Raw genomic sequence first — 21,179 nt, forward strand, 5'->3', positions numbered from 1 at the left:
ATATCAATCTGAATCGAGCCGTCTAAACTCTGTATTCTGGTGGCCTGAAAGCGGCCGGAGTACGGAGTTTTTTGTTTTATCCGGGCGTATTTGGCTCAGGTTATGCAATCCAAGGTCATATCACCCGAGCCTGAGTGCAATGATCATGGGTTTTTTTAATCGACACGCAGGCGTCACGCAACAAAGGTGGACATCCCCATGATGCGTCTTTGTGCAGTCTTGCTTCTTTCTTTGTTCGGTGGCCTCGTTTCAGTGCAGGCCGCGCCAGCACCGCACCCCCACTGGAGTGTGGGCTATCACCGCATGAGCTTTCTCGATCCGCTGGATTTACAGCCGATGAGCGCTATAGCCTTTTACCCGTCCACCGGCCAGGAACAGACCAGCCAAGTGGGCGCCTATCGCATCGCCGCCACGCAAGACTCCAAGATTGCCATTGGCCGCTTCCCGATGTTGATGCTTTCCCATGGCAACACCGGCACACCGCTGGCCCTGCATGATTTGGCCACGTCCCTGGCGCGCAAGGGCTTTGTGGTGGTGGCGGTGTTGCACCCCGGTGACAACTACAAGGATCACAGTCGCCTGGGCACCTTGAGCAATCTGTTTGGACGGCCGATCCAGATTTCCGAAGCGATCACCGCAACCCTGGGCGATTCGATGCTGTCGCCCTTCGTCAACGTCGACCAAGTAGGAGTAATCGGCTATTCGGCAGGTGGTGAGACGGCGCTGATCCTGGCGGGTGCCAAACCTGATTTTGACCGGCTGCGGCGCTATTGCCAGCAACGTCCCGAAGACCGTGACGCCTGCACCACCAAGGGCGAGCTGATTGTTGATCGCGATGACTTGCAGCCCCAGGCCGACTCTCGTATCCACGCTTTGATGCTGATGGCGCCGCTGAGCTTGATGTTTGGCCGTCATACCCTGGCCCACGTGCATGTCCCGGTGCTGCTCTACAGCGGCGACGGCGATAAGCTGGTGGCGGTGGACAAGAATGCAGCCGCCCTGGCGCGCAAGCTGCCGGAACCGCCGGACTTCAAGTTGCTGGCCGGGGCAGGGCACTTCATCTTCATGGCGCCCTGTGATGAGGACCAACTGGCGGCCATGCCGACCGTGTGCACCGATGCCGATGGTGTCGATCGTGAAGGCATTCACCGCAACCTGATCTCCGAGGCCGGACGTTTTTTCAGCCACACCCTCGGGCAATCCAGCCGTGCCGGCATGCAGACGGCGGATCAGTAAGCACGGCGCTTGAGCAGCAAGGTCAGGCCCAGGCCGGTGACCGAGAGTAGGGCGGCAAAGAAGAAAATCCACGAATACCCCAGGTTCAACGCCACCGCGCCCATCAGCGGCCCGGCAATCGCCAGCGCCAGATCGAAGAACACTGCATAGGCACTCAAGCCTGCGCCGCGACTACTGCTGGGCACCTGCTTGATCGCCTCGACACCCAGCGCCGGATACACCAGCGATAGGCCAAAACCGGTCAGCCCAGCGCCAATCAGCGCGACGCCGGTGGACGGTGCCAGCCAGAGCAGCACCAGGCCCACGGTTTCGAGGGTCATGCACGCAATCGCTGCGGTAAACCCGCCGAAGCGGCTGATGCTGGAGATGAACAGCAGCCGGGAAACGATGAAGCAAATACCAAATACTGTCAGGCACCACGCGGCGCCGGTCCAGCCACGGCTCAGGTAGTACAGGGTGATGAACGTGGTCAGGGTGCCGTAGCCAATCGATGCCAGGCATAGGCTGGCGCCGAAAGGGGCAATGCGCCCAAACACTGCCCAGAACGGCAAGCGCTCCCCGCGTACCACCGGTACCGACGGTTTGCTGCGGATCAGCAGCAGGCCCAAGGCCGCCAGTGCGAACAGGGCCGGTCCTAGACTGGTGTAGCCGTATTGGGCAACCATCACCACCCCCAGCGGTGCGCCAATGGCAATGGCGCCGTAGGAAGCGATCCCGTTCCAGGAAATCGAGCGTGCGGTGTGTTCGGCGCCGACCTGGCCCATGCACCAACTGATGGTACCAACACCGATCAAGCCTTGGGCCACACCCAGCAACAGTCGGCCGACGATCAGGATGCTCAGGCTCAACAGTGGTGTGCCGTCCAGTAGCGTGGCGATCCACGTCAGCACGCCGCTGATCAGAATGCCGCTCAAACCCAGCACAATCGCCCGTTTGGTTCCGACAGTGTCTGACATGCGCCCGGCCATGGGCCGACTGAGCAGCGTCGCCAAGTATTGCGAACCGATGGTCACTCCGGCGATCACGGCGCTGAAGCCCAGTTGCTCGTGAACATAACCGGGGATCACTGCAATAGGCAGGCCGATGCAGATGAAGGCGATGAAGGTGTAGAACACAATGGAGACGATCTGCAGGGTGATCGACAGTGAGCTGGGGGAGGCGGGCATGGGAGCTCATTCGCGGGCAGGCGGTGAGCGCATCATGGCGTGGGTGTAGAAGAAAAGGAAGCTGGCTAACTAATTTGTGCTGTACTTGAGGGCCTCGACGCAGCCCCGGACAGAAATGCAAAAGCCCCGTCACAGTGGACAGGGCTTTTTCTTGCAGCTAAGAGCTAATCGCTGCCCTTAAAACACCACACCCTGGCTACGCAGGTAATCGTCATAGGTGCCGCTGAAGTCGATCACGCCACTTGGGCTCAGCTCGATGATGCGGGTGGCCAGGGACGAAACGAACTCACGGTCGTGGCTGACGAAGATCAGCGTGCCCGGATAGTTTTCCAGCGCCAGGTTCAGCGCTTCAATGGATTCCATATCCAAGTGGTTGGTCGGTTCGTCCATGATCAGCACGTTAGGCTTTTGCAGGATCAGCTTGCCGAACAGCATGCGACCTTGTTCACCACCGGAGATGACCTTGACCGACTTGAGGATATCGTCGTTGGAAAACAGCATGCGGCCCAGGGTGCCGCGAACTACTTGTTCGCCTTCCTTGGTCCAGCGGCCCATCCAGTCGAACAGGTTGGATTCATCTTCGAAGTCCGAAGCGTGGTCCTGGGCGTAGTAGCCGATTTCTGCCGCATCGGTCCACTTCACGCTACCGGCATCCGGGCTCAGCTCATTGACCAGGGTACGCAGCAGGGTGGTCTTGCCGATACCGTTCGGGCCAATGATCGCCACGCGCTCGCCGGCTTCAACGTTGAAGCTGAAGTCTTTGAACAGTGGCTTGCCATCAAAGCCCTTGGCCATGCGTTCGACGATGACCGCCTGGCGATGGAGCTTTTTGGTCTGCTCGAAGCGGATGAATGGACTGACCCGGCTCGACGGTTTGACTTCGGCCAGGTGGATCTTGTCGATCTGCTTGGCACGGGAGCTGGCTTGCTTGGATTTTGAGGCGTTGGCCGAGAAGCGGCTAACAAATGATTGCAGCTCGTTGATCTGAGCTTTCTTCTTGGCGTTGTCCGACAGCAGTTGCTCGCGCGATTGGGTCGCGACGGTCATGTACTCGTCATAGTTGCCTGGGAACAGGCGCAGCTCACCGTAGTCCAGGTCGGCCATGTGGGTGCAGACGCTGTTCAGGAAGTGACGGTCGTGAGAGATGATGATCATCAGGCTCGAGCGTTGGGTCAGGATATTTTCCAGCCAGCGGATGGTGTTGATGTCCAGGTGGTTGGTGGGCTCGTCGAGCAGCAGTACTTCCGGATCGGAAAACAGTGCCTGGGCCAACAGAACGCGCAATTTCCAGCCTGGAGATACTTCACTCATCGGGCCGTTGTGCTGCTCGATGCCGATACCCAGGCCCAGCAGCAGTTCACCGGCGCGGGATTCGGCGGTGTAGCCGTCCATCTCGGCGAACTCGGTTTCCAGCTCGGCGACGGCCATGCCGTCTGCCTCGGTCATTTCCGGCAGCGAATAGATGCGGTCGCGCTCAGCCTTGACCTTCCACAGCTCCTCGTGGCCCATGATCACGGTGTCAAGCACGGTGAATTCTTCATAGGCGAACTGGTCCTGGCGCAGTTTACCCAGGCGCACGTTCGGCTCCAGCATGACCTGGCCACCCGACGGCTCCAGATCGTCACCGAGAATTTTCATGAAGGTCGACTTGCCGCAACCGTTGGCCCCGATCAGGCCATAACGGTTGCCAGCGGCGAACTTGACCGAAACGTTCTCGAAGAGCGGCTTGGCGCCGAACTGCATGGTGATGTTAGCTGTGGAGATCAATTACTTTACCTATCAATGGGTTGCGACAGCGCTGATGGCGCCTGGACCATTCCTGGGGCATTCCGGGACTGGACCAGTCTGAGCATGAGCTTGGGCCAGCGGGCATACGTCGACAGCGACATCAAGGCATGAAGCCCCGTCGCTGAGCAGAATATATGGGTGCATGTTGGAATTTGGCGCGCATTGTCGCATATGTGGGGCGTGAGTTGTATGGCGGGGTGGAGTGGATGTTGAGGGCAGTTGTCTTCCCAGGAGTTTTGCCCTGTCAGGCGAATGCAGCGAAGGTCAATCCTGTGGTCTGGTCCTTGAAGGCAAAACAGCGGAGCTTGCGGATAGATATCTCATTAAGTTCGACGAAAACCCCTACAAAGTCAGCGTAATTGCATCAATAAGTGTCAGAAAGCCAGATTTTTTTTTCAGTTTCGTATTGATGACAGTTGAACATCTCAAGGGCCTCGCTTATTTTGCGTTTGTTCGCCCTACAGTGATGGCTCTTTACCGGTTCAGGGATGGCGAGGCTTTCGGTGTAGGGCGAACCTCTTCATGTCGCAATGACAGAAAACACCCTATAAGCGTCAGATGCAGATGCAGATGCAGATGCAGATGCAGATGCAGATGCAGATGCAGATGCAGATGCAATGGAAATGCACCTCCGGATGCGCCCTGCCGGGCGCACCCAAAAAAAAGCCCGCTGGGGGGCGGGCCAAGGGATTCACTTGAGGAGTAGATTTCACCCTATAGCGGTAAAGGTGAATAGTTTGTGAAAGCGATGTCGCAAGAACGAATACCCCATACCCTCACTATTTACGTACAAAGGTGCGCATGGTTTGCCCCCGCTCGGTGCTGAAGCACGTTGGCCTTGGCATGCCCTCATCGGCGGCAATAAACACAAAGTGATCCCCATCCAATCGATAACTCGCCAGCAATTGCTTGCCCGCATCGGCGCCCATTGAATCCACCCAGATGATGGTCTTGGGCGTCGTACTGGCGTCGAGGGTAAAGCTGCCTGCCAGTAACACCTCGCCGCCAAGGGTAACGACCCGAAATTGATCGCCACTGATGGTGGTCAGGGCGCCGGGAGCGCTGTGTTCATCTACCGGGTTGATCACGCCGCTGTCTTCCAGTGCGGTCTGTTCCCATTCTCCCTGGAGAGCCAATTGGTCATGGTGGCTGGCGCCGTGGAAAGGCTGGTTTGAGGGGGATGACATGCAAAATTCCTTTTTTGATGAGCCGTTAGTAGCGGGAGCAGTTCGACAGCGATGAAGCGAATTTTTGAGAATGCGCTCATAAATGAGTGCCAGTTGGGGTTTTCCCTTTTACTGGCGGACATTTAACGCGTTTTTGACATACGCTAAGCATAATGCCCCGTTGCTTGTCGTCTACGCTCATGAATCTCAGGCATGACATTCGTATGCCTGAAAGGAAAAAATCTTCACGGGCCTGGAATCTTTTCTACGACGGGAGGGTCGGATGCCCCGTCGGCGCGACTGCGTATGTCTGGTGTTCAGGGCGTTGTCCCTGTGTTTTCAGTCAGTTATTAAGATCTAGCGTGTTTTGGATGTTGAATGTCCATTTTTTAGGGTGTAACAATTTTGAATAAAACTCCCCAGCTCCAAACCCATGCTGCATCGGACGAAATTGATTTGTTTGAACTGTTTCACTCTATTTGGCGGCAAAAGAAACTGGTTATTGGCTGTACGCTTTTCGCGGGGCTTGTGGGAGTTGGTTACGCACTATTGGCGCCGCGGGAATATCAGGTCAGCAGCGTTCTGCGCCCGGCGGCGATCAACGAGTTGGACGCGCTAAACCGTTCTGAAGTCTATAAGTTGCCGCCTGCGGATGCGCTGGCCAAAGTGGGTACGCAACTGGATTCCTACGAGGCTCGCTTGAGCTTTTTCAAGGCTAACCAAGCCTTGTTCAAGGAGTTTCAGCGGCCGGGGCAGAGCCTTGAGCAGAGTTTCGAGGCGTTTAATCGCGACTCTATCAAGCTGATTTTGCCTGATCCGAAAAAATCCGACTCCCTGAGCAGCTATATCCGCCTGGAGTTGCAGTACCCCACTGATATTGACGGGGTTGCGATTCTCAACGGGTTTGTCGACTACGCAGTTGCCGCTGAGCGTGAGCAAGTCGGAGCCGATCTTAAAGTGATCGTCAACAACCGCCTCACTGAACTCAAAGGCAAGATTGACGCCGCTCGCTCCAATTACGAAACCGACAAGGCGTCGAAAATCGCCAAGTTGCTGGAGGGCGACAAGCTCAAGCGGGCGCAGCTGGAAGACGAACTCGGCGCATTGCGTCTGCAGATGAAAATGGAACGCTCCAATCGCCTGGCGGAGCTGGCCGAGGCGATCTCGATTGCCAAGTCCATGGGCATCAAAAGCCCGACGACGCCGTCGTCCATGGCTGATGCGGGGCGCAGTGGCTCAAGTCAGGTCATGCGTACCGAGGTCAATAATCAGCGGATTCCGCTGTACTTCATGGGTACCGATGCCCTTGAGGCCGAACGCACCGCGTTGCAACAACGCACCAGCGACGACTTCACCAACAGCCGCGTTGCCGAAATTGGCAAGGAGCTGCAATTGCTGGAGGTCAACCGCCAGGTTGAGGTGCTGAATAAACGTGGGAATGAAGATATCTTCCTGCAGGATGTTGAGCCCTTGCGTGCCGAAGTGGCGCGCTTACGAAGCCTGAACATCGATATGAGCAGCTTGAAACTGGTGACGATCGACCGTCGCGCCCAAGAGCCGCTAAGCCCGATCAAGCCGAAGAAAATCCTGGTGGTGGCCCTGAGCCTGGTGGCCGGCTTGGTGCTGGGGATCATGGTTGCACTGATTCGTCATTTCATCCTGATGCGCCGGGAAGCGGTACCGTACTCGCCGTTGGATGATCATCGTTTTTCCCGCCGTGAGCGCAAGGATGATGAGCCTCTGAGCTGATCAACTCTCGCCGCCCACTGGGTCGGCGTGAAGATCCCGGGCTGCCTCGCAGCCCGGCGCGATACCGGCTAGCTCACCTTCGAGCTACCGTCGATCACAGTTGCTGGGCACCGTTTCACAATTCATAGTTAACCTTTGGTTACAGTCTATGGCTAAAATAACAGCCAATGGCCATGGTCAGGATTGTCACAGAGCCTGCCACATTGCCTGTTTGCCGAATTGTGTTTTCAGGAGCTGCTTATTTAATCCTCGGCCGTCGTGGGCACGCAGGAGCAGCCGGTTCTCTTCTGACGTGTGACGAATGCCCTTGAAACTCATCATTGTTGCTCTCTACGTTGTCTCCATTGCGTATGTACACCTGCGTGGCCGGGTGCGACATAAACTTGGCCGCCAATTAAGCGATCACTCGACCTTCCTGGCTCCGATTAATTGTTTTCTCTACCTGTTCTCCAAATTGCCCAGCCGGCCCTATCTGTCGCCCAGTGACTTTCCTGACCTGAGCCCGCTTCAGGAGCATTGGGAAGAAATTCGCCAGGAAGGCCAGAACCTGATGCGGGCAGGGGAGATCAAGCGCTCGGACCAATACGACGACGTGGGTTTCAACTCGTTCTTCAAGTCGGGCTGGAAGCGTTTCTATCTGAAGTGGTATGGCGACAGCCATCCGTCGGCCATGAAGTTGTGCCCGCGCACTACCGAGTTGGTGCAAGGCATCAGTTCGATCAAGGCAGCGATGTTTGCCGAGTTGCCACCGGGCTCCAAGCTAGTGCGCCATCGAGACCCGTATGCGGGTTCCTATCGCTACCATTTAGGCCTCGATACGCCCAACGACCCGGGCTGCTACATCGACGTTGACGGTGAAAGCTACTACTGGCGTGACGGTGAGCCGGTGATGTTCGACGAGACCTACATCCACTATGCGCAAAACACCACGCAACAGAACCGCATCATTTTGTTCTGCGATATCGAACGGCCGATGAAATACCGCTGGGCTGCAGCGTTCAACCGTTGGTTCAGTCGCAATGTCATGGCGGCTGCCGGTTCGCCCAATGAAGCCGGTGATAAGACCGGTGGTTTGAACCGTGCCTTTACTCGGCTGTACAAGATCCGCTTGCGGGGCAAAGAGCTGAAAAAGCGTAATCGCACCCGCTATTACCTGGAAAAGTGGGCGATCTTTGCCGGTCTGGCAGCGATTTTTCTTCTGGTCTGAGATCGCGTGTCGGAAAAGTCGTGTTACACCTAAAGAGAAACTATTTAGTTACCAAAGCCGAACCCTGGGCGTAGCGTGTTATCGAACGCAGGTATTCCTCGCCACAGAGAGGCTTTGTCATGAACACCCATGTGCGCAACCTTGCAGTACTGGCTTTGGGCCTCGCGCTGACCTCGCTGGTACAGGCGCAAAATCTGCCTGGCAACAACAATCCCTACAACAGCCCCATTCATCGGGCCAATCCCAACAGCATGCAGGGCACCCAGCCCAATTCCCCCGCCATTCGTGGAACCAACGTCACTCCGGTGCCTCGGCCACCGACCCTGAAAAATGGCGGGATCGGTAACCGTTATCCGCAGCGCGATGCCGCGCCCACTCGTCCTGCAACCCAACCGCAGGCGCCGACCCGTGACGCCAATGGCAATCGCCAGCCTTGAGTGTGTGAACCGAACAAGGAAACCCACGGTATGTTTCTACGCAAAACCCTTTTAGTGACATTCTGCGCCAGCGCCTTGCTGCCCCTGGTGCTTCCTGTTTACGCTGCCGATACCCAGCAGTTCCCCAGCGAGCAGGGCAGTGTCACGGCCACCCCAATTGTCAAAGGCCTGGACCATCCGTGGGCGGTGGCGTTCCTGCCGGATAAGCAGGGTTTCCTGGTCACCGAACGGCCCGGCCACCTGCGTTTTATCAGCCCAGACGGCAAGTTGTCGGCGCCCTTGAGTGGTGTGCCGCAAGTATGGGCCAAAGGGCAGGGCGGTTTGCTGGATGTGGTGCTGTCGCCTGACTTCAAGCAGGATCGGATGGTCTACCTGTCCTATGCCGAAGGCGGCGGCAAGGGTGGCACCGCTGGCACTGCTGTAGGGCGCGGGCGCCTGGCCGACGACCTGAGTGGTTTGAAGGACTTCCAGGTCATCCTTCGCCAGGAACCCAAGCTGTCCACCGGCAATCACTTCGGTTCGCGGCTAGTATTTGATCGCGATGGCTATCTGTTCGTAACCCTTGGGGAAAACAACGACCGTCCTACGGCCCAGGACCTGGACAAGTTGCAGGGCAAGGTCGTACGAATCTTCCCCGACGGGCGTGTGCCAGACGATAACCCGTTTGTTGGCCAGGAAGGTGCCAGGCCCGAAATCTGGTCCTATGGGCAGCGTAATCCTCAAGGCGCCGCCCTTAATCCGTGGAGCGGCACGCTGTGGGAAAACGAGCACGGCCCTCGCGGCGGTGATGAAATCAACATCATCGAGCGGGGCAAGAACTACGGTTGGCCATTGGCGACCCATGGCATCAACTATTCCTTGCTGCCCATTCCCGAAGCCAAGGGCAAGACAGCCGAAGGCACCGTCGCGCCTCATCATGTGTGGGAGAAATCACCGGCCATCAGCGGCATGGCGTTCTATGACGCCGACCGTTTCAAGGCCTGGCAGCACAATCTGTTTATCGGCACATTGGCCAGCCAGGAGTTGATTCGCTTGCAGTTCGATGGCGACAAGGTGGTGCATGAAGAACGCTTGCTGGGGGATTTGAAAGCGCGCATACGGGATGTGCGGCAGGGGCCGGATGGCTTTTTGTATGTCCTGACGGATGAGAATGACGGTGTGCTGTATCGGGTTGGACTGAACCAGGATTGAGCCGCAAGCCGCAAGCCGCAAGCTTGAAGCTTGCGGCCCCGCAATCCCGTGTTCATCAGCGGCGCTGACCCACTCACCCTTGTTGGCAAAGTAGCGATAGATACTTTTCCTGGATATGCCGGCGTTTTTCACCAGAAGTTCCATGCCCGCGGATGGGCAGACCTTAGCCCCCCCATGGTGTAAGCTCGTGGACTATTCGGATGCGACCTATTGCGAGCCCTATGCCGTCGTTCTTCAAACGCTCCCTGTTGCCCAAGCTGCGTGGTTTTCCCCTCACTACCGACGCCATCGAGGTGCTGTCCGGTGCCGCCGAGTTTCGCCGGTGCCTGCTGGAAAAAATCGCCCAGGCCACCCAGCGCATCTACATCGTTGCGTTGTACCTGCAACAGGATGAGGCCGGCCAGGAAGTATTCGACGCCCTGCATGCCGCCAAGGCTGCCCGGCCCGAGCTGGATATCGTGTTGGTGGTCGACTGGTTGCGGGCGCAGCGCGGTTTGATCGGTGCCGGCAAGCAACCGGGCAACAGCGCCTGGTACCAGGCCATGACCCAGTCCCACGAAAGCCAAGTGCCGGTATACGGCGTACCGGTGCAAACCCGTGAACTGTTTGGCGTGTTGCACCTCAAGGGCTTTGTGATCGATGACAGCGTGCTGTACAGCGGTGCCAGCCTCAACAATGTGTACCTGCACAAGTTCGACAAGTACCGCTTCGATCGCTATCACCTGATTCACAACAAGGCCCTGGCCGATTCGATGCAGCATCTGGTAGAGCACGGGCTGATTGCGTCAAAAGCTGTGCACCGCCTGGACCTGCCGGACTTGCCCAGCACCCGCAGCTTACGCAATGACATTGGCGACTTGCGCAGCCGCTTGAAACACGCGACCTATGACACCACTACCGGCGCCGTGCCAAACGGCAACCTGTCAGTCAGCCCGCTGCTTGGCGTTGGCAAGAACAACCCCCTGAGCCGGGTGATCTGCGAGCTGATTGCCAGTGCTCAGCATCAACTGACTATCTGCACCCCGTATTTCAACCTGCCCCTGGCGGTAACTCGGGAAATCAACCGCGCCCTGGCCCGTGGGGTAAAGATCGACATCATCGTTGGCGACAAAACCGCCAACGACTTCTACATCCCGCCGAGCGAGCCGTTCAAGGTAATTGCCGCGCTGCCGTACCTCTATGAAATCAGCCTGCGGCGTTTTGCCAAGCGCCATCATCGGATGATCGATACTGGCCAACTGAATCTGCACCTGTGGCACGACGGCGATAACACCTATCACCTCAAGGGCATGTGGATCGACCAGCGCTACACCTTGCTCACCGGCAATAACCTCAACCCACGGGCATTCCGTCTGGATCTGGAAAATGCTTTGCTGATCGATGATCCACGGGGCGAATGGCTGGTGCCACGTCGTACTGAGTTGACGGAAATTTTCCGGCACACCTCGCGAATCGAGCGCTACCAGCAACTGCAGACCCTGGTGGAGTACCCGGAGGCTGTCAGCAAGTTTCTGCGTCGGGTCAGCCGGATACGGATTGAGCGATTGTTGTATCGGATACTGTAGGGCTCAGGCCGGTTGCCGTGCAGCCGGCCAGCAGGCAATGAGCAACAGCAACGCCGCAGCCACCAAATACGGCAAACGCGGCTCGATGGCATAGATCAACGTCCCGGCCAACGGCCCGACTACGACTCCAAACCCTTGGGCTGCCCCCACCGAACCCGCCGTAGCCCCTTGCTCCGAAGCGTCCACTGCGTTGGCCGCCAGTGCGGCGAAGGACGGATGCTGTAGTTTCCGATGTCGAGGAACACCTCGTTCTTTCGCCAAATGGTGTTGAGCACATCCGAGGGTTTTTCACCGGTGGGAATGGGCAACGGCGCCAAGTAGTCATTGCGCGAAAACAGCCGTTTTTTCGTGGTGCCTGCCGGTGGCGTACTCATGCCGACTTCCTGATCACGGCCAATTCCGCCTCACGCGTGGCGATGGCTACTTCCAACTCAGGGGATCGCTCGGCCCACTGCTCGGGGGGCAGTGGTTTGGACCATTCGATGATGTCGGGATAGGGCAGGTCGGGTGGCGGGTTCAGTTTCCAGCGTTCAAGCACATCTATCAGTAGCGTATTGAAAATAAAAATCCCGCAGAAGCCTTCCCACAAAGCGGTTATAAACCAGCCTCTCAACTTCGCAGCCTTGATAAGGTCGTCGAGGTAGGTAGCCCATATTCCTTTAGATCTGTCGAAGCGTGCCGTCTGATCTTCAACAGCGTCCGGCCCAATCTCCATGTAGCTACGCATGCACTCCCACAACGCCATGGCCGTGGTGCCGCCACCACAGTTAAACCCGAACCAAAAATGCTTGTTATCCTCCTTGGCCTGCGGGTCAGGATTCTCAAAGCCAATGATCAATAAGCCCATCGTAGCTTTACCCGCCTGACTCACCGACGACTGCTGCGTGGCCGCCGCCGTCACGCTTTCCCAGGGGACAATCCAGTACTCGCCATCCTCTCGTGGCACACACACCTCGCGGCGTTGCCGATTAAAGCGCACCGGCAATGGCACATCGCGAAATAGGCCCTGAATTAGAAAAAGCGTGGGAATCCCAATGATGAAGGTAGTCATGATCGCAAATATGTGCATATCGTCATGATCATTTCTGAACAGATATCCCATGAATGCAAACAGCATCACCATCGGCCATAGCACCATCACTGCCGAGCCGATGCTGTAGTTTCCGATGTCGAGAAACACCTCGTTCTTGCGCCAAATGGTGTTGAGCACATCCGAGGGTTTTTCCCCGGTGGGGATGGGCAACGGCGCCAAGTAGTCATTGCGCGAAAACAGCCGTTTTTTTGTGGTGCCTGCCGGTGGCGTACTCATGCCGACTTCCTGATCACGGCCAATTCCGCCTCACGCGTGGCGATGGCTACTTCCAACTCAGGGGATCGCTCGGCCCACTGCTCGGGCGGCAGCGGTTTGGACCATTCGATGATGTCGGGATAGGGCAGGTCTGGCGGCGGGTACAGCTTTTTCCTTTGCAGATAGGTAGCGAGAGGAGCATTGAAAATAAATACGCCGAATACTCCTTCCCACAATAGTGTTAGAAACCAGCCGCGCTTTTTGGCCTTGTCGTTCATGTAATCGATGTAGTAACGCAGATTTGCACCTGAATTGAGCGCTGCGGCTTCCGGGGCAGCCTCAGGCCCAATCTCCATGTAGCTACGCATACACTCCCACAACGCCATGGCCGTGGTGCCGCCGCCACAGTTAAACCCGAACCAAAAATGCTTGTTATCCTCCTTGGCCTGCGGGTCAGGATTGTCAAAGCCAATGATCAATAAGCCCATCGTAGCTTTACCTGCCTGACTCACCGACGACTGCTGCGTGGCCGCCGCCGTCACGCTTTCCCAGGGGACAATCCAGTACTCGCCATCCTCTCGTGGCACACACACTTCGCGGCGTTGTCGATTAAAACGCACCGGTAAAGGCACATCGCGAAATAGGCCCTGAATTAAAAAAAGCGTGGGAATCCCAATGATGATTCCGCCTCCGACAAGAGTAAACACACTGAGATCGGGGGCAATATTTCTAAACGCAAAGGCCAGCCCCAAAAACAGCATTACCATCGGCCACAGCACCATCACCGCCGAGCCGATACTGTAGTTACCAATGTCGAGAAACACCTCGTTCTTGCGCCAAATGGTGCTGAGCACATCCGAGGGTTTTTCACCGGTGGGAATGGGCAACGGCGCCAAGTAGTCATTGCGCGAAAACAGCCGTTTTTTTGTGGTGCCTGCTGGTGGCGTACTCATGCCGACTTCCTGATCACGGCCAATTCCGCCTCACGCGTGGCGATGGCTACTTCCAACTCAGGGGATCGCTCGGCCCACTGCTCGGGCGGCAGCGGTTTGGACCATTCGATGATGTCGGGATATGGCAGTTCCGGTGGCGGGTTCAGTTTCCAGCGTTCAAGCACATCTATCAGTAGCGTGTTAAAAATAAAAATCCCGCAGAAGCCTTCCCACAAAGCGGTTATAAACCAGCCTCTCAACTTCGCAGCCTTGATAAGGTCGTCCAGGTAGGTAGCCCATATTCCTTTAGATCTGTCGAAGCGTGCCGTCTGATCTTCAACAGCGTCCGGCCCAATCTCCATGTAGCTACGCATGCACTCCCACAACGCCATGGCCGTGGTGCCGCCACCACAGTTAAATCCGAACCAAAAATGCTTGTTATCCTCCTTGGCCTGCGGATCAGGATTCTCAAAGCCAATGATCAATAAGCCCATCGTAGCTTTACCCGCCTGACTCACCGACGACTGCTGCGTGGCCGCCGCCGTCACGCTTTCCCATGGGACAATCCAGTACTCGCCATCCTCTCGTGGCACGCACACCTCACGGCGTTGCCGATTAAAGCGCACCGGTAAAGGCACATCGCGAAATAGGCCCTGAATTAAAAAAAGCGTGGGAATCCCAATGATGATTAACGCTCCGCCCCACATTAGAGGGTCAGGAGTGATGTAACTCATTAATAAAAACAGCATCGCCATCGGCCATAGCACCATCACTGCCGAGCCGATGCTGTAGTTTCCGATGTCGAGAAACACCTCGTTCTTGCGCCAAATGGTGTTGAGCACATCCGAGGGTTTTTCACCGGTGGGAATGGGCAACGGCGCCAAGTAGTCATTGCGCGAAAACAGCCGTTTTTTTGTGGTGCCTGCCGGTGGCGTACTCATGCGCGGTCCTTGGGTTGCAGGTAAGTAGAGCCTGAACGCTCACTGTCGAGCGGGTAGCTTGGCACACGATCCAGTTCCGGTGTCGGATCAGCCCGCAGGGCGATCACACCTCCGTTGTCACTCAGGGTAAAGGCCACGCCGCGTTCACCGCCGATAAAGTTGCGGGCGCCCAGCAGCGCGGTCAATGGCGTGCGATACCGCAAGCGCAGGGAGATCGTGCGGGGTGGGGTGCTAAGGACACCTTGTACTGAACTGAAGGGGCCGCTCAGGCGTAAACCTTGGCCTTCGTTAGCGGGTATCCAGCAACAGGTACTGCCGGGCAGCCAGTGAGGTGCCATATCCCGCCAAGGGCGAGGCGGTTGGTAGTTGTTGGTCGGGCTGTTTTTGATCAAGTCGCGGTAGCGCTGGGTATCCACCGGATCACCGATCAGGCTCAGTTCCAGGTAGGCGCTGCTGGGCTCGGCCCCAGGCAAGTCAATCGTCAAGCTATTGATGGCACTTACGGAAGTCAGCCCGGAAGGAGCACTTGAACTGCCCATTACCGAGCTGCTCTCCATGCTCACTCGTGGGGTATACAGGATGCCGTACAGTTGGTTGAGTTCGTCTAGTTGGGCCTTGGCTGCGATAGGATCTAAATTCCCTGCTCGGGCTTTTGACCAGCAGCAGAAGTTGAGGAAATTTTGCAGTGGGGTTTGCTGAAAGAACCAAGTGATCAGGTACAGCACGCCCAGCGCGAACATGATCCAGTTGAGCGGGCCCATGCATAGCGAGTAGCGCATGATCGCCGCCTCCACTTCCACCAGTCCAGCTAAGGTTCTCATCGTGTAGGTAGCCCCCAACAGAGCCTGACTACCATAAGCCGCTATTTGCCCACCAACGACCGCCTTGCGCATCTGGAACCAAGGATCGATATGCGTCTGGCTGCTTTCCAGCTGAAGTTGCAGTGATTTGTATTCGTTTAGGGCCGCGCTAAATGACAATCCACCAATCACCCCACCAAACAGGGTGAGGGTTGGGGCCGCTGCGGAGCGAATCAGAAATCGATCCTTCCCCAACCCCTGCCGCACCTGATTATCAATTACCGCCGTCAGCGCGGCGGCGGCATACAACGACGCTGACACCGTATCGTTGAGGCGCTGACTGTCCATCCCCTCCACGGCTGCGGCCTGACTCAAGTAGTTACTCGCATTGAGCGTGTTCAGCAGCAAGGCCGCCAGCGGCACCACTCCACCGCTATTGGTCACAAAGGAAGAGTTCACGATGCCTGACACGCGTCCGACGCCTATGGCTTCCCCCGTGGTGCGGGCCCATTGGGTCAGCCCTTCCGCTTGTTGGCCCAGTAATCTCCAGACTTGAGTGCCTCCCTCGCTCACAGACTGTAAACGGGCCTCGCTGCCCAGGCGAGCAGCAACGAAGACTCCTAGCCAGGCACTGCTGAAGGTTTTATCGCCTTTGAGCAACAGCAACGACGCAGCCAGACGGTTGACCAGCACGCTCCATGCGCCATGGGCGTCTCGGGCCATGCTCGCAAGGTCGTCCAGAATCGGCGCGGCCAGTGGCACAAGTGCCTGATGGGTAGCCGCGATATTCTCAGAGGCCAGTGCGGCCATCAGCTCGCCCAGGCGAGTGCTGTTGTTAATGCCCGCATCGAGCGAGGGCGTCCAGGCACGGAAAAGTTGTGTCAGTGCGCCGCCATCGGCGGCTCGCACGTAGTCGGCGTATTGTTCCGCACCCTGGGCACGAATGCATTGGGCGGTCAGGCAACCGGTGGCCAGTTCGGTTAACCAGTGCCGAGTGTCCAGGTCATAGTAATCGACAAACCAGGTGCCGCTGGCGGACCGTTTGAGGTAAACGTCCCGGTCCGCAAACAGTGTCTGATGGCGTTGTTCGACATGCTGGAAATGCGCTGGCGCGGTGGTATCGAGCCAGGTGTTCATCGCTGTCAGATCGATATACTTGCCGACCTTGGCACTGAGGAAATCGTTGTCGAGGTTGGCCTGCTTTTCAGCACGGTATTCACGCACCACGTATTCCGCTTCGTTGTACAAATCGGCCGGAATAAAAGCCTGTACGGGCGCAACGATACTGGCAATTCGCGCATCACGGGCGGAGGCTTCGCTCGCGCTCGGCTGACCGCCGTATTGACGGGCATGGGTTTCATCCTTGAGCGCATCATCCAACTGGTGCTGAGCATCCAGCATGACCTTACCCTGCTCAGGCGTAAGGTTGATGTCACGGCTCTTGTAGCGATAGCTGAGAGTGCCCGCCAGTTCAGCCCCATCTTCGCTGACTAGACTGCGAATAAACCCACCGATGCTTAGGCGCAGGTTGTTATCACCGATCCACTGTTCGTGTCGCGCCTCCACCGACTCTTGCTCATGGTTGATATCACGCAGTACGCCCAGGTCGTCATCCAGGCAGGCAAAGACAGGAAACAACCCATTGGCCTGCGCCTTGGCAGTGCTCAGCCAATCCTGAGTGCTCTGACCCTCCCACCGTTCGGCACTCCACTCGCCCGGTGGCTCATCACTGGCCTCGGGGTGTTGGGCGATGACAATCTCGCGCTCACGTGAACGGTGCATGGCCTCGGTGTACGCGTTGATATTGGGCGTGGTCGGGGCTTTCATCGCGGTCGCGCCCAGTGCATCCGTATCATCACCGCCCCGTTGTTGGTCAGCCTTCATCGACCGGGCATAGGTGACCGGGATGAGTTCGGCCATGACCTGATCGGCTTTGACCAGCGGTGGGCAATGAGGCGCCTGTAGCTCGTTGGCCACCGTGCGCAAGGCAACGTGACGCATGTGCGCACTGCGTTTGGAGCTGCTGTCACTCAGCGCCTTGCAGTGTTCTGGATTCAGTGGGAACTCGCTATAGAGCATCCAGGCGTCATAGATTTTCTTCAGGGCCAGACCTGTCAGGGTGCCATCCAGCACGACGGTGGCATCGGCTTCCAGCGCTTGTTCACTCAGCAAACCATTCGGCCCGATGGCATAGCGCTTGAGAGGCCCCTGGTCCTGCCACAGATAAAGAAAACCTCCCCGCAGGCGGCGTGCCGCCATAGCGTGGCTCTGGGTAGCCACGCCGGGCACGCAGCAAGGATGGGCGGCTTTTTCTTCCGCCAGGGCATACCGCACGGGCACTACGAATATGTCGGGTTGGTGGGCTGGGCAGGGCGTAATTGAACTGTTGATATCTTCGTGGGGCATCGCCTTGGCGGCCCGGTTAGCCTGAGCCAACCGATCAACCATGGCCAGTTTTTCAGCACTCATGCGGATAGTTCCTTATCGGTGAGCTGCTGGCGCTCTAGTTCAGCACTCAGGTTGTCCAGACGTTGTTCAGGTAAAATCCCAGGCTCGGTGAGAATCTGTCGGTAAACGGCATGGCCGGGAGCGTCAGGAAAGTCATTGCCTAGTAAGGCGTGAAAGCTGGCCCAGCGAGTGACTTCATCGGCGGCACCGTAGCCTTGCCGTTCAGCGCTGAGCTGACAGGTCGTGACCCACTGCTGCTGTGCGGCGTGATCCAATCCTTGCAGGCACTGAGGGAAGTGCTGCTGACAATGCTCGATCAACTGCTGGGCAAGACGCTGCCGCTTGGCTTCGCTCAAGTGATCCAGTTGTTCTGGGGTCAGGCATAACCAAGGCTTTTCCGTATACTGCGCGATGGGCTGCTCAGGGTTTTCCTGACGAATAAATCCGGAGCTATGAGCCAATTTCGGCAGCAAAATAAGTCGGATTGGCCCCATCAATCGATCACGCGCCTGGGGCTCCAGACCAGTCAGCCACAAACGCGTGATACGGGGGTCGTAGTAACGAAAAAGGACCCTGGCATCGCCCTCGACGCGGGCGTGAATCAGGCTGCGCAGGTGCTGAAATACAACGTCTTCACCGGCCTCTGATTCCAGCCAGATACCCGCCGTTGCACTCCACTCCAGTGCAAAGATGTGGGCCAACGGGCTGCTGGGGGAAACCGGCACCAGTATCGGGCCGATATCCGCCAGCTTGCTGTAGGCAGTGTGCTGATACAGCGACTGAAACTTAGTGTTTTTCCCCTGATCCAGCAGGCGCTCGGACAGGTTGTCGATCTGAGCACCATCCAGCAGTAAATAAGCCTGATTCATGCATTCAACTCCGCTAGTTTTTGACACACCGCACAGACCGGTGCGGCATGACGTGCGGCCTGAATCAACGCAGACGTTTGCGTGGCCAGTGACGGAGCAACCAACACCTCGGCGACCTCCGGTATGACCGAAAGGGCCTGCTGTGCAGGAACCCCCGCCATAGGTGCACCACCCTGGACGATGGGCACGCTGCTGAAAATCCCCCCAGGGGTGATAACGATGTGGTGACCTCCTGCGCTGAGCGTTAGGCTCATGCCGGCATCTACTACCACATTGGTGGCTGTGACGTGAGCGTGTGCCCCGGCCTGAATCACCAGCGTACCGTCTGCCGTAGTGCTGCTATTGCCGGTGATGGAGATCAGTTCGTTACCACCGATCACCGTGTTACGCAGACCTTGGGTAGTGTGTAGCTCGTCGCCACTGATCAGGCTGGAGCTGTTGTTATCGACCTGCTCAAAGCGGTCATGATTGATCAGGCTGTGACTGTCACGAGTAATTTGCTCGCGGCGGTCGTTACCGATCTTGGTGTCGCTGTCGTTGAGGATCACCTGTTCGATGTCACGCTGAGCACGCAGGTAGATCAGCTCCCGCCCAGCGCGGTCTTCAATCGACAATTCGTTGTAACCACCGCTGTCCGGCGAGCTATGGCTACGCAGGACCGTTTTGGTTTTATTCGCGGGCAAGGGGTACGGCACTGGCATGACCTTGTTAGGTACGCACCCCGTAATCAACGGATTGTCAGGATTACCTTCCAGGTAGGTCACCACCACTTCCATACCGATACGGGGAATGGTCACCGAACCGAAACTTTCTCCGGCCCAGCTGGATGACACCCGTAGCCAGCAACTGCTCTTGTCGCTACCCAGTTCAGCGCGATCCCAATGGAACTCGACCTTCACGCGGCCATACTCGTCGCAGAAAATCTCTTCCCCTTCCGGACCAGTGACACGGGCGGTCTGGCTGACCAACACCGATCTGCGCGAGACCAGCGGAGGACGGTAGAACACGTCCCAGGGAATCGCGCTGAAGCTGTTGCGGTAACCTTGGGTAAAGCCGTCTTCGGGTTTAACGTCGCTGGTGATCGCCTCCTCAAGTGACTGAGGTTGCTTGCCTGAGTGAGTCACATTGAGCAACAACCACAACTCATTGCACGGCTGACGCGGATGTTCGATCAGGTTGAAGAAGTGGCCACTGCGCAGGATTGGCTGGTCGCTTTTACCCTCGGCCAACTGGTAGTCGGTACGGTGCCGCTCCAGGGCCTGCCGGGCAATTTGTTTGCCGAGCTTTTCATTTTCATGCAGCACCGGGTAACGGTAGTCTTCGAGAGCCGGAGTGAACTCGGCAGTGAATTGGCTTTCCAGCAACTGGCTTGGGCGTTTTAAATCATAGCCCCGGCGGGTGGTTGTGCTGGTTCGGGTGCTAAAACGCATCGAGAACTGGCTGACGACCGGGTGATCCGCGGCCAGGCCAGAGCCTTGCTGATACGGTGTTTCGCCCAGTTTGGGAAAGTAGGTCTGATCGTCGGTGAACACCAACTGGTGGCCACCCTCGCTGTGCTGATGGTGCCAGGAAATCCCGTCCTCGCTGCACAGCCTTTGGACGTACTCGTAGTCGGATTCACCGTACTGAGTGCAGTATTCGCGTTCAGGGCTGGTGCTGACATGGAAAGTATACGCATCGGCCAGGATGCCATGTCCATTGAGTACCTTGGCGATAATTTGCGGCACCGTCAGACGCTGAAAAATCCGTTGGTTATGGCTGAACTGCAAATAGTGCAGCGCCGGCACCAGGGTCAGGTGATAACGCGTCAGGCGCTTACCCGCTTCACCCACGAACACATCTTCGATGCGCCCATGAATCCCTTCGCCGTTCAGGCCAAACTGGAGAAAAGCCGGCTGGCTGAGCAGGCTTTCTAGATCGAAATCAGGGGACTCACTGACCAGTTCAATCTGGATCGCATACAAGCTGCTGATGGCTTCAGTGCCGTAAAAAGCTAGAACTTTGAAGTTGTTGCGAACAGAGGGAATCACTAACGCGAAGTGCGCAGTATTAGCAGGCGCGAACATGCGCTTATCCTTAAGCTGAGAGAGGACGAAAAACGCGATGCCCCGGCCATACCGAACCTGAACACACTTAAACCTCCCAGCATGCTAACAAGGTGCCAAATGATTCTATGTAGGAAACGTCCTAAAATTCGCTCGAACTTTCACTATCGGAATGTTCGTCGTTTCTGCGGACTAGTCCAATTAGACATCCATCCAGCGAGAATTGGCACCAGACGAATAGTTATCAAAAAGGCTGAATCATCTTTTTTTGAGTTTCGGCTTGGCACCGAAAGTGGCTCGCTGCTGACTTCAGCGTAAGCGACAGACATCCGTGAGTGAGGGCAGCCGTGA

The 21,179-nt window shown here is 57.1% G+C and carries 15 protein-coding genes and 2 pseudogenes; 6 read left to right on the forward strand and 11 right to left on the reverse strand.

Annotated features, from left to right (window positions below; genetic code table 11):
• Window positions 1–198 precede the first annotated feature (198 nt).
• Complete coding sequence (locus tag FQ182_RS14865; protein ID WP_149414061.1) at window positions 199–1,236, forward strand: dienelactone hydrolase; 1,038 nt, start codon at window positions 199–201, stop codon at window positions 1,234–1,236.
• Here FQ182_RS14865 and FQ182_RS14870 read toward each other — a convergent pair.
• From FQ182_RS14870 to FQ182_RS14880, 3 genes are all read right to left on the reverse strand, one after another.
• The gene (locus tag FQ182_RS14870) at window positions 1,230–2,402 is read right to left on the reverse strand and encodes an MFS transporter (protein WP_149414062.1); all 1,173 of its coding nucleotides are present in this window, start codon (window positions 2,400–2,402) and stop codon (window positions 1,230–1,232) included. The genes FQ182_RS14865 and FQ182_RS14870 overlap by 7 nt on opposite strands.
• 177 nt (window positions 2,403–2,579) lie before the next feature.
• Window positions 2,580–4,169: an ABC-F family ATPase gene (locus FQ182_RS14875; protein WP_149414063.1), complete on the reverse strand. Its 1,590-nt coding sequence runs from the start codon at window positions 4,167–4,169 to the stop codon at window positions 2,580–2,582.
• 800 nt (window positions 4,170–4,969) lie between these two features.
• A complete protein-coding gene (locus FQ182_RS14880) occupies window positions 4,970–5,377 on the reverse strand; it encodes a TIGR03067 domain-containing protein (protein ID WP_149414064.1) in 408 nt (135 codons plus the stop codon).
• A gap of 384 nt (window positions 5,378–5,761) precedes the next feature.
• Here FQ182_RS14880 and FQ182_RS14885 point away from each other — a divergent pair, with 384 nt between their 5' ends.
• The 4 genes from FQ182_RS14885 (at window position 5,762) to FQ182_RS14900 (ending at window position 9,940) form a co-directional block, all read left to right on the forward strand.
• Window positions 5,762–7,105 (forward strand): LPS O-antigen chain length determinant protein WzzB, encoded by a 1,344-nt coding sequence (locus FQ182_RS14885; RefSeq protein WP_149414065.1) that lies wholly within the window; start codon window positions 5,762–5,764, stop codon window positions 7,103–7,105.
• Between the two features lie 307 nt (window positions 7,106–7,412).
• Window positions 7,413–8,312: a lipid A hydroxylase LpxO gene (gene lpxO / locus FQ182_RS14890; RefSeq protein WP_149414072.1), complete on the forward strand. Its 900-nt coding sequence runs from the start codon at window positions 7,413–7,415 to the stop codon at window positions 8,310–8,312.
• Window positions 8,313–8,431: 119 nt separating this feature from the next.
• The gene (locus FQ182_RS14895; RefSeq protein WP_149414066.1) at window positions 8,432–8,749 is read left to right on the forward strand and encodes a hypothetical protein; all 318 of its coding nucleotides are present in this window, start codon (window positions 8,432–8,434) and stop codon (window positions 8,747–8,749) included.
• Between the two features lie 30 nt (window positions 8,750–8,779).
• A complete protein-coding gene (locus FQ182_RS14900) occupies window positions 8,780–9,940 on the forward strand; it encodes a PQQ-dependent sugar dehydrogenase (protein WP_149414067.1) in 1,161 nt (386 codons plus the stop codon).
• Window positions 9,941–9,997: 57 nt separating this feature from the next.
• On the opposite strand, the pseudogene FQ182_RS14905 reads toward FQ182_RS14900, so the two are convergent.
• Window positions 9,998–10,093: pseudogene (locus FQ182_RS14905) on the reverse strand (TetR family transcriptional regulator); the annotation flags it as partial.
• A gap of 68 nt (window positions 10,094–10,161) precedes the next feature.
• Here FQ182_RS14905 and pssA point away from each other — a divergent pair.
• The gene (pssA, locus tag FQ182_RS14910) at window positions 10,162–11,505 is read left to right on the forward strand and encodes a CDP-diacylglycerol--serine O-phosphatidyltransferase (RefSeq protein ID WP_149414073.1); all 1,344 of its coding nucleotides are present in this window, start codon (window positions 10,162–10,164) and stop codon (window positions 11,503–11,505) included.
• Between the two features lie 3 nt (window positions 11,506–11,508).
• Here the strand turns inward: pssA and FQ182_RS14915 are convergent.
• From FQ182_RS14915 to tssI, 7 genes and pseudogenes are all read right to left on the reverse strand, one after another.
• Window positions 11,509–11,721 (reverse strand): annotated as a pseudogene (locus FQ182_RS14915) (MFS transporter); the annotation flags it as partial.
• 154 nt (window positions 11,722–11,875) lie between these two features.
• Window positions 11,876–12,814 (reverse strand): hypothetical protein, encoded by a 939-nt coding sequence (locus FQ182_RS14925; RefSeq protein ID WP_149494027.1) that lies wholly within the window; start codon window positions 12,812–12,814, stop codon window positions 11,876–11,878.
• Entirely contained in the window at window positions 12,811–13,746 is a 936-nt protein-coding gene (locus FQ182_RS14930; protein WP_149494028.1) for a hypothetical protein, read from the reverse strand. Before FQ182_RS14930 ends, FQ182_RS14925 begins: the two co-directional genes overlap by 4 nt.
• Window positions 13,743–14,666, reverse strand: coding sequence for a hypothetical protein (locus FQ182_RS14935; protein WP_149494029.1), 924 nt, complete (start codon window positions 14,664–14,666; stop codon window positions 13,743–13,745). Before FQ182_RS14935 ends, FQ182_RS14930 begins: the two co-directional genes overlap by 4 nt.
• Window positions 14,663–17,935 (reverse strand): toxin VasX, encoded by a 3,273-nt coding sequence (locus FQ182_RS14940; RefSeq protein WP_149413393.1) that lies wholly within the window; start codon window positions 17,933–17,935, stop codon window positions 14,663–14,665. The genes FQ182_RS14935 and FQ182_RS14940 overlap by 4 nt, the downstream gene beginning before the upstream one ends.
• Window positions 17,932–18,783, reverse strand: coding sequence for a DUF4123 domain-containing protein (locus tag FQ182_RS14945; protein ID WP_149494030.1), 852 nt, complete (start codon window positions 18,781–18,783; stop codon window positions 17,932–17,934). The genes FQ182_RS14940 and FQ182_RS14945 overlap by 4 nt, the downstream gene beginning before the upstream one ends.
• Window positions 18,780–20,849 carry a type VI secretion system tip protein TssI/VgrG gene (gene tssI / locus FQ182_RS14950; protein WP_149413391.1) on the reverse strand — a complete coding sequence of 690 codons (2,070 nt, stop codon included), beginning with the start codon at window positions 20,847–20,849 and terminating at the stop codon, window positions 18,780–18,782. The genes FQ182_RS14945 and tssI overlap by 4 nt, the downstream gene beginning before the upstream one ends.
• Window positions 20,850–21,179 lie beyond the last annotated feature (330 nt).

It is taken from the genome of Pseudomonas sp. ANT_H4 (genome assembly GCF_008369295.1).
Taxonomy (GTDB): domain Bacteria; phylum Pseudomonadota; class Gammaproteobacteria; order Pseudomonadales; family Pseudomonadaceae; genus Aquipseudomonas.

Coding starts and splice junctions, on each gene's coding strand:
- FQ182_RS14865 (WP_149414061.1), top strand. CDS start 199: ATGATGCGTCTTTGTGCAGTCTTGCTTCTTTCTTTGTTCGGTGGCCTC.
- FQ182_RS14870 (WP_149414062.1), bottom strand. CDS start 2,402: ATGCCCGCCTCCCCCAGCTCACTGTCGATCACCCTGCAGATCGTCTCC.
- FQ182_RS14880 (WP_149414064.1), bottom strand. CDS start 5,377: ATGTCATCCCCCTCAAACCAGCCTTTCCACGGCGCCAGCCACCATGAC.
- FQ182_RS14895 (WP_149414066.1), top strand. CDS start 8,432: ATGAACACCCATGTGCGCAACCTTGCAGTACTGGCTTTGGGCCTCGCG.
- FQ182_RS14900 (WP_149414067.1), top strand. CDS start 8,780: ATGTTTCTACGCAAAACCCTTTTAGTGACATTCTGCGCCAGCGCCTTG.
- pssA (WP_149414073.1), top strand. CDS start 10,162: ATGCCGTCGTTCTTCAAACGCTCCCTGTTGCCCAAGCTGCGTGGTTTT.
- FQ182_RS14925 (WP_149494027.1), bottom strand. CDS start 12,814: ATGAGTACGCCACCGGCAGGCACCACAAAAAAACGGCTGTTTTCGCGC.
- FQ182_RS14930 (WP_149494028.1), bottom strand. CDS start 13,746: ATGAGTACGCCACCAGCAGGCACCACAAAAAAACGGCTGTTTTCGCGC.
- FQ182_RS14935 (WP_149494029.1), bottom strand. CDS start 14,666: ATGAGTACGCCACCGGCAGGCACCACAAAAAAACGGCTGTTTTCGCGC.
- FQ182_RS14940 (WP_149413393.1), bottom strand. CDS start 17,935: ATGAGTGCTGAAAAACTGGCCATGGTTGATCGGTTGGCTCAGGCTAAC.
- FQ182_RS14945 (WP_149494030.1), bottom strand. CDS start 18,783: ATGAATCAGGCTTATTTACTGCTGGATGGTGCTCAGATCGACAACCTG.
- tssI (WP_149413391.1), bottom strand. CDS start 20,849: ATGTTCGCGCCTGCTAATACTGCGCACTTCGCGTTAGTGATTCCCTCT.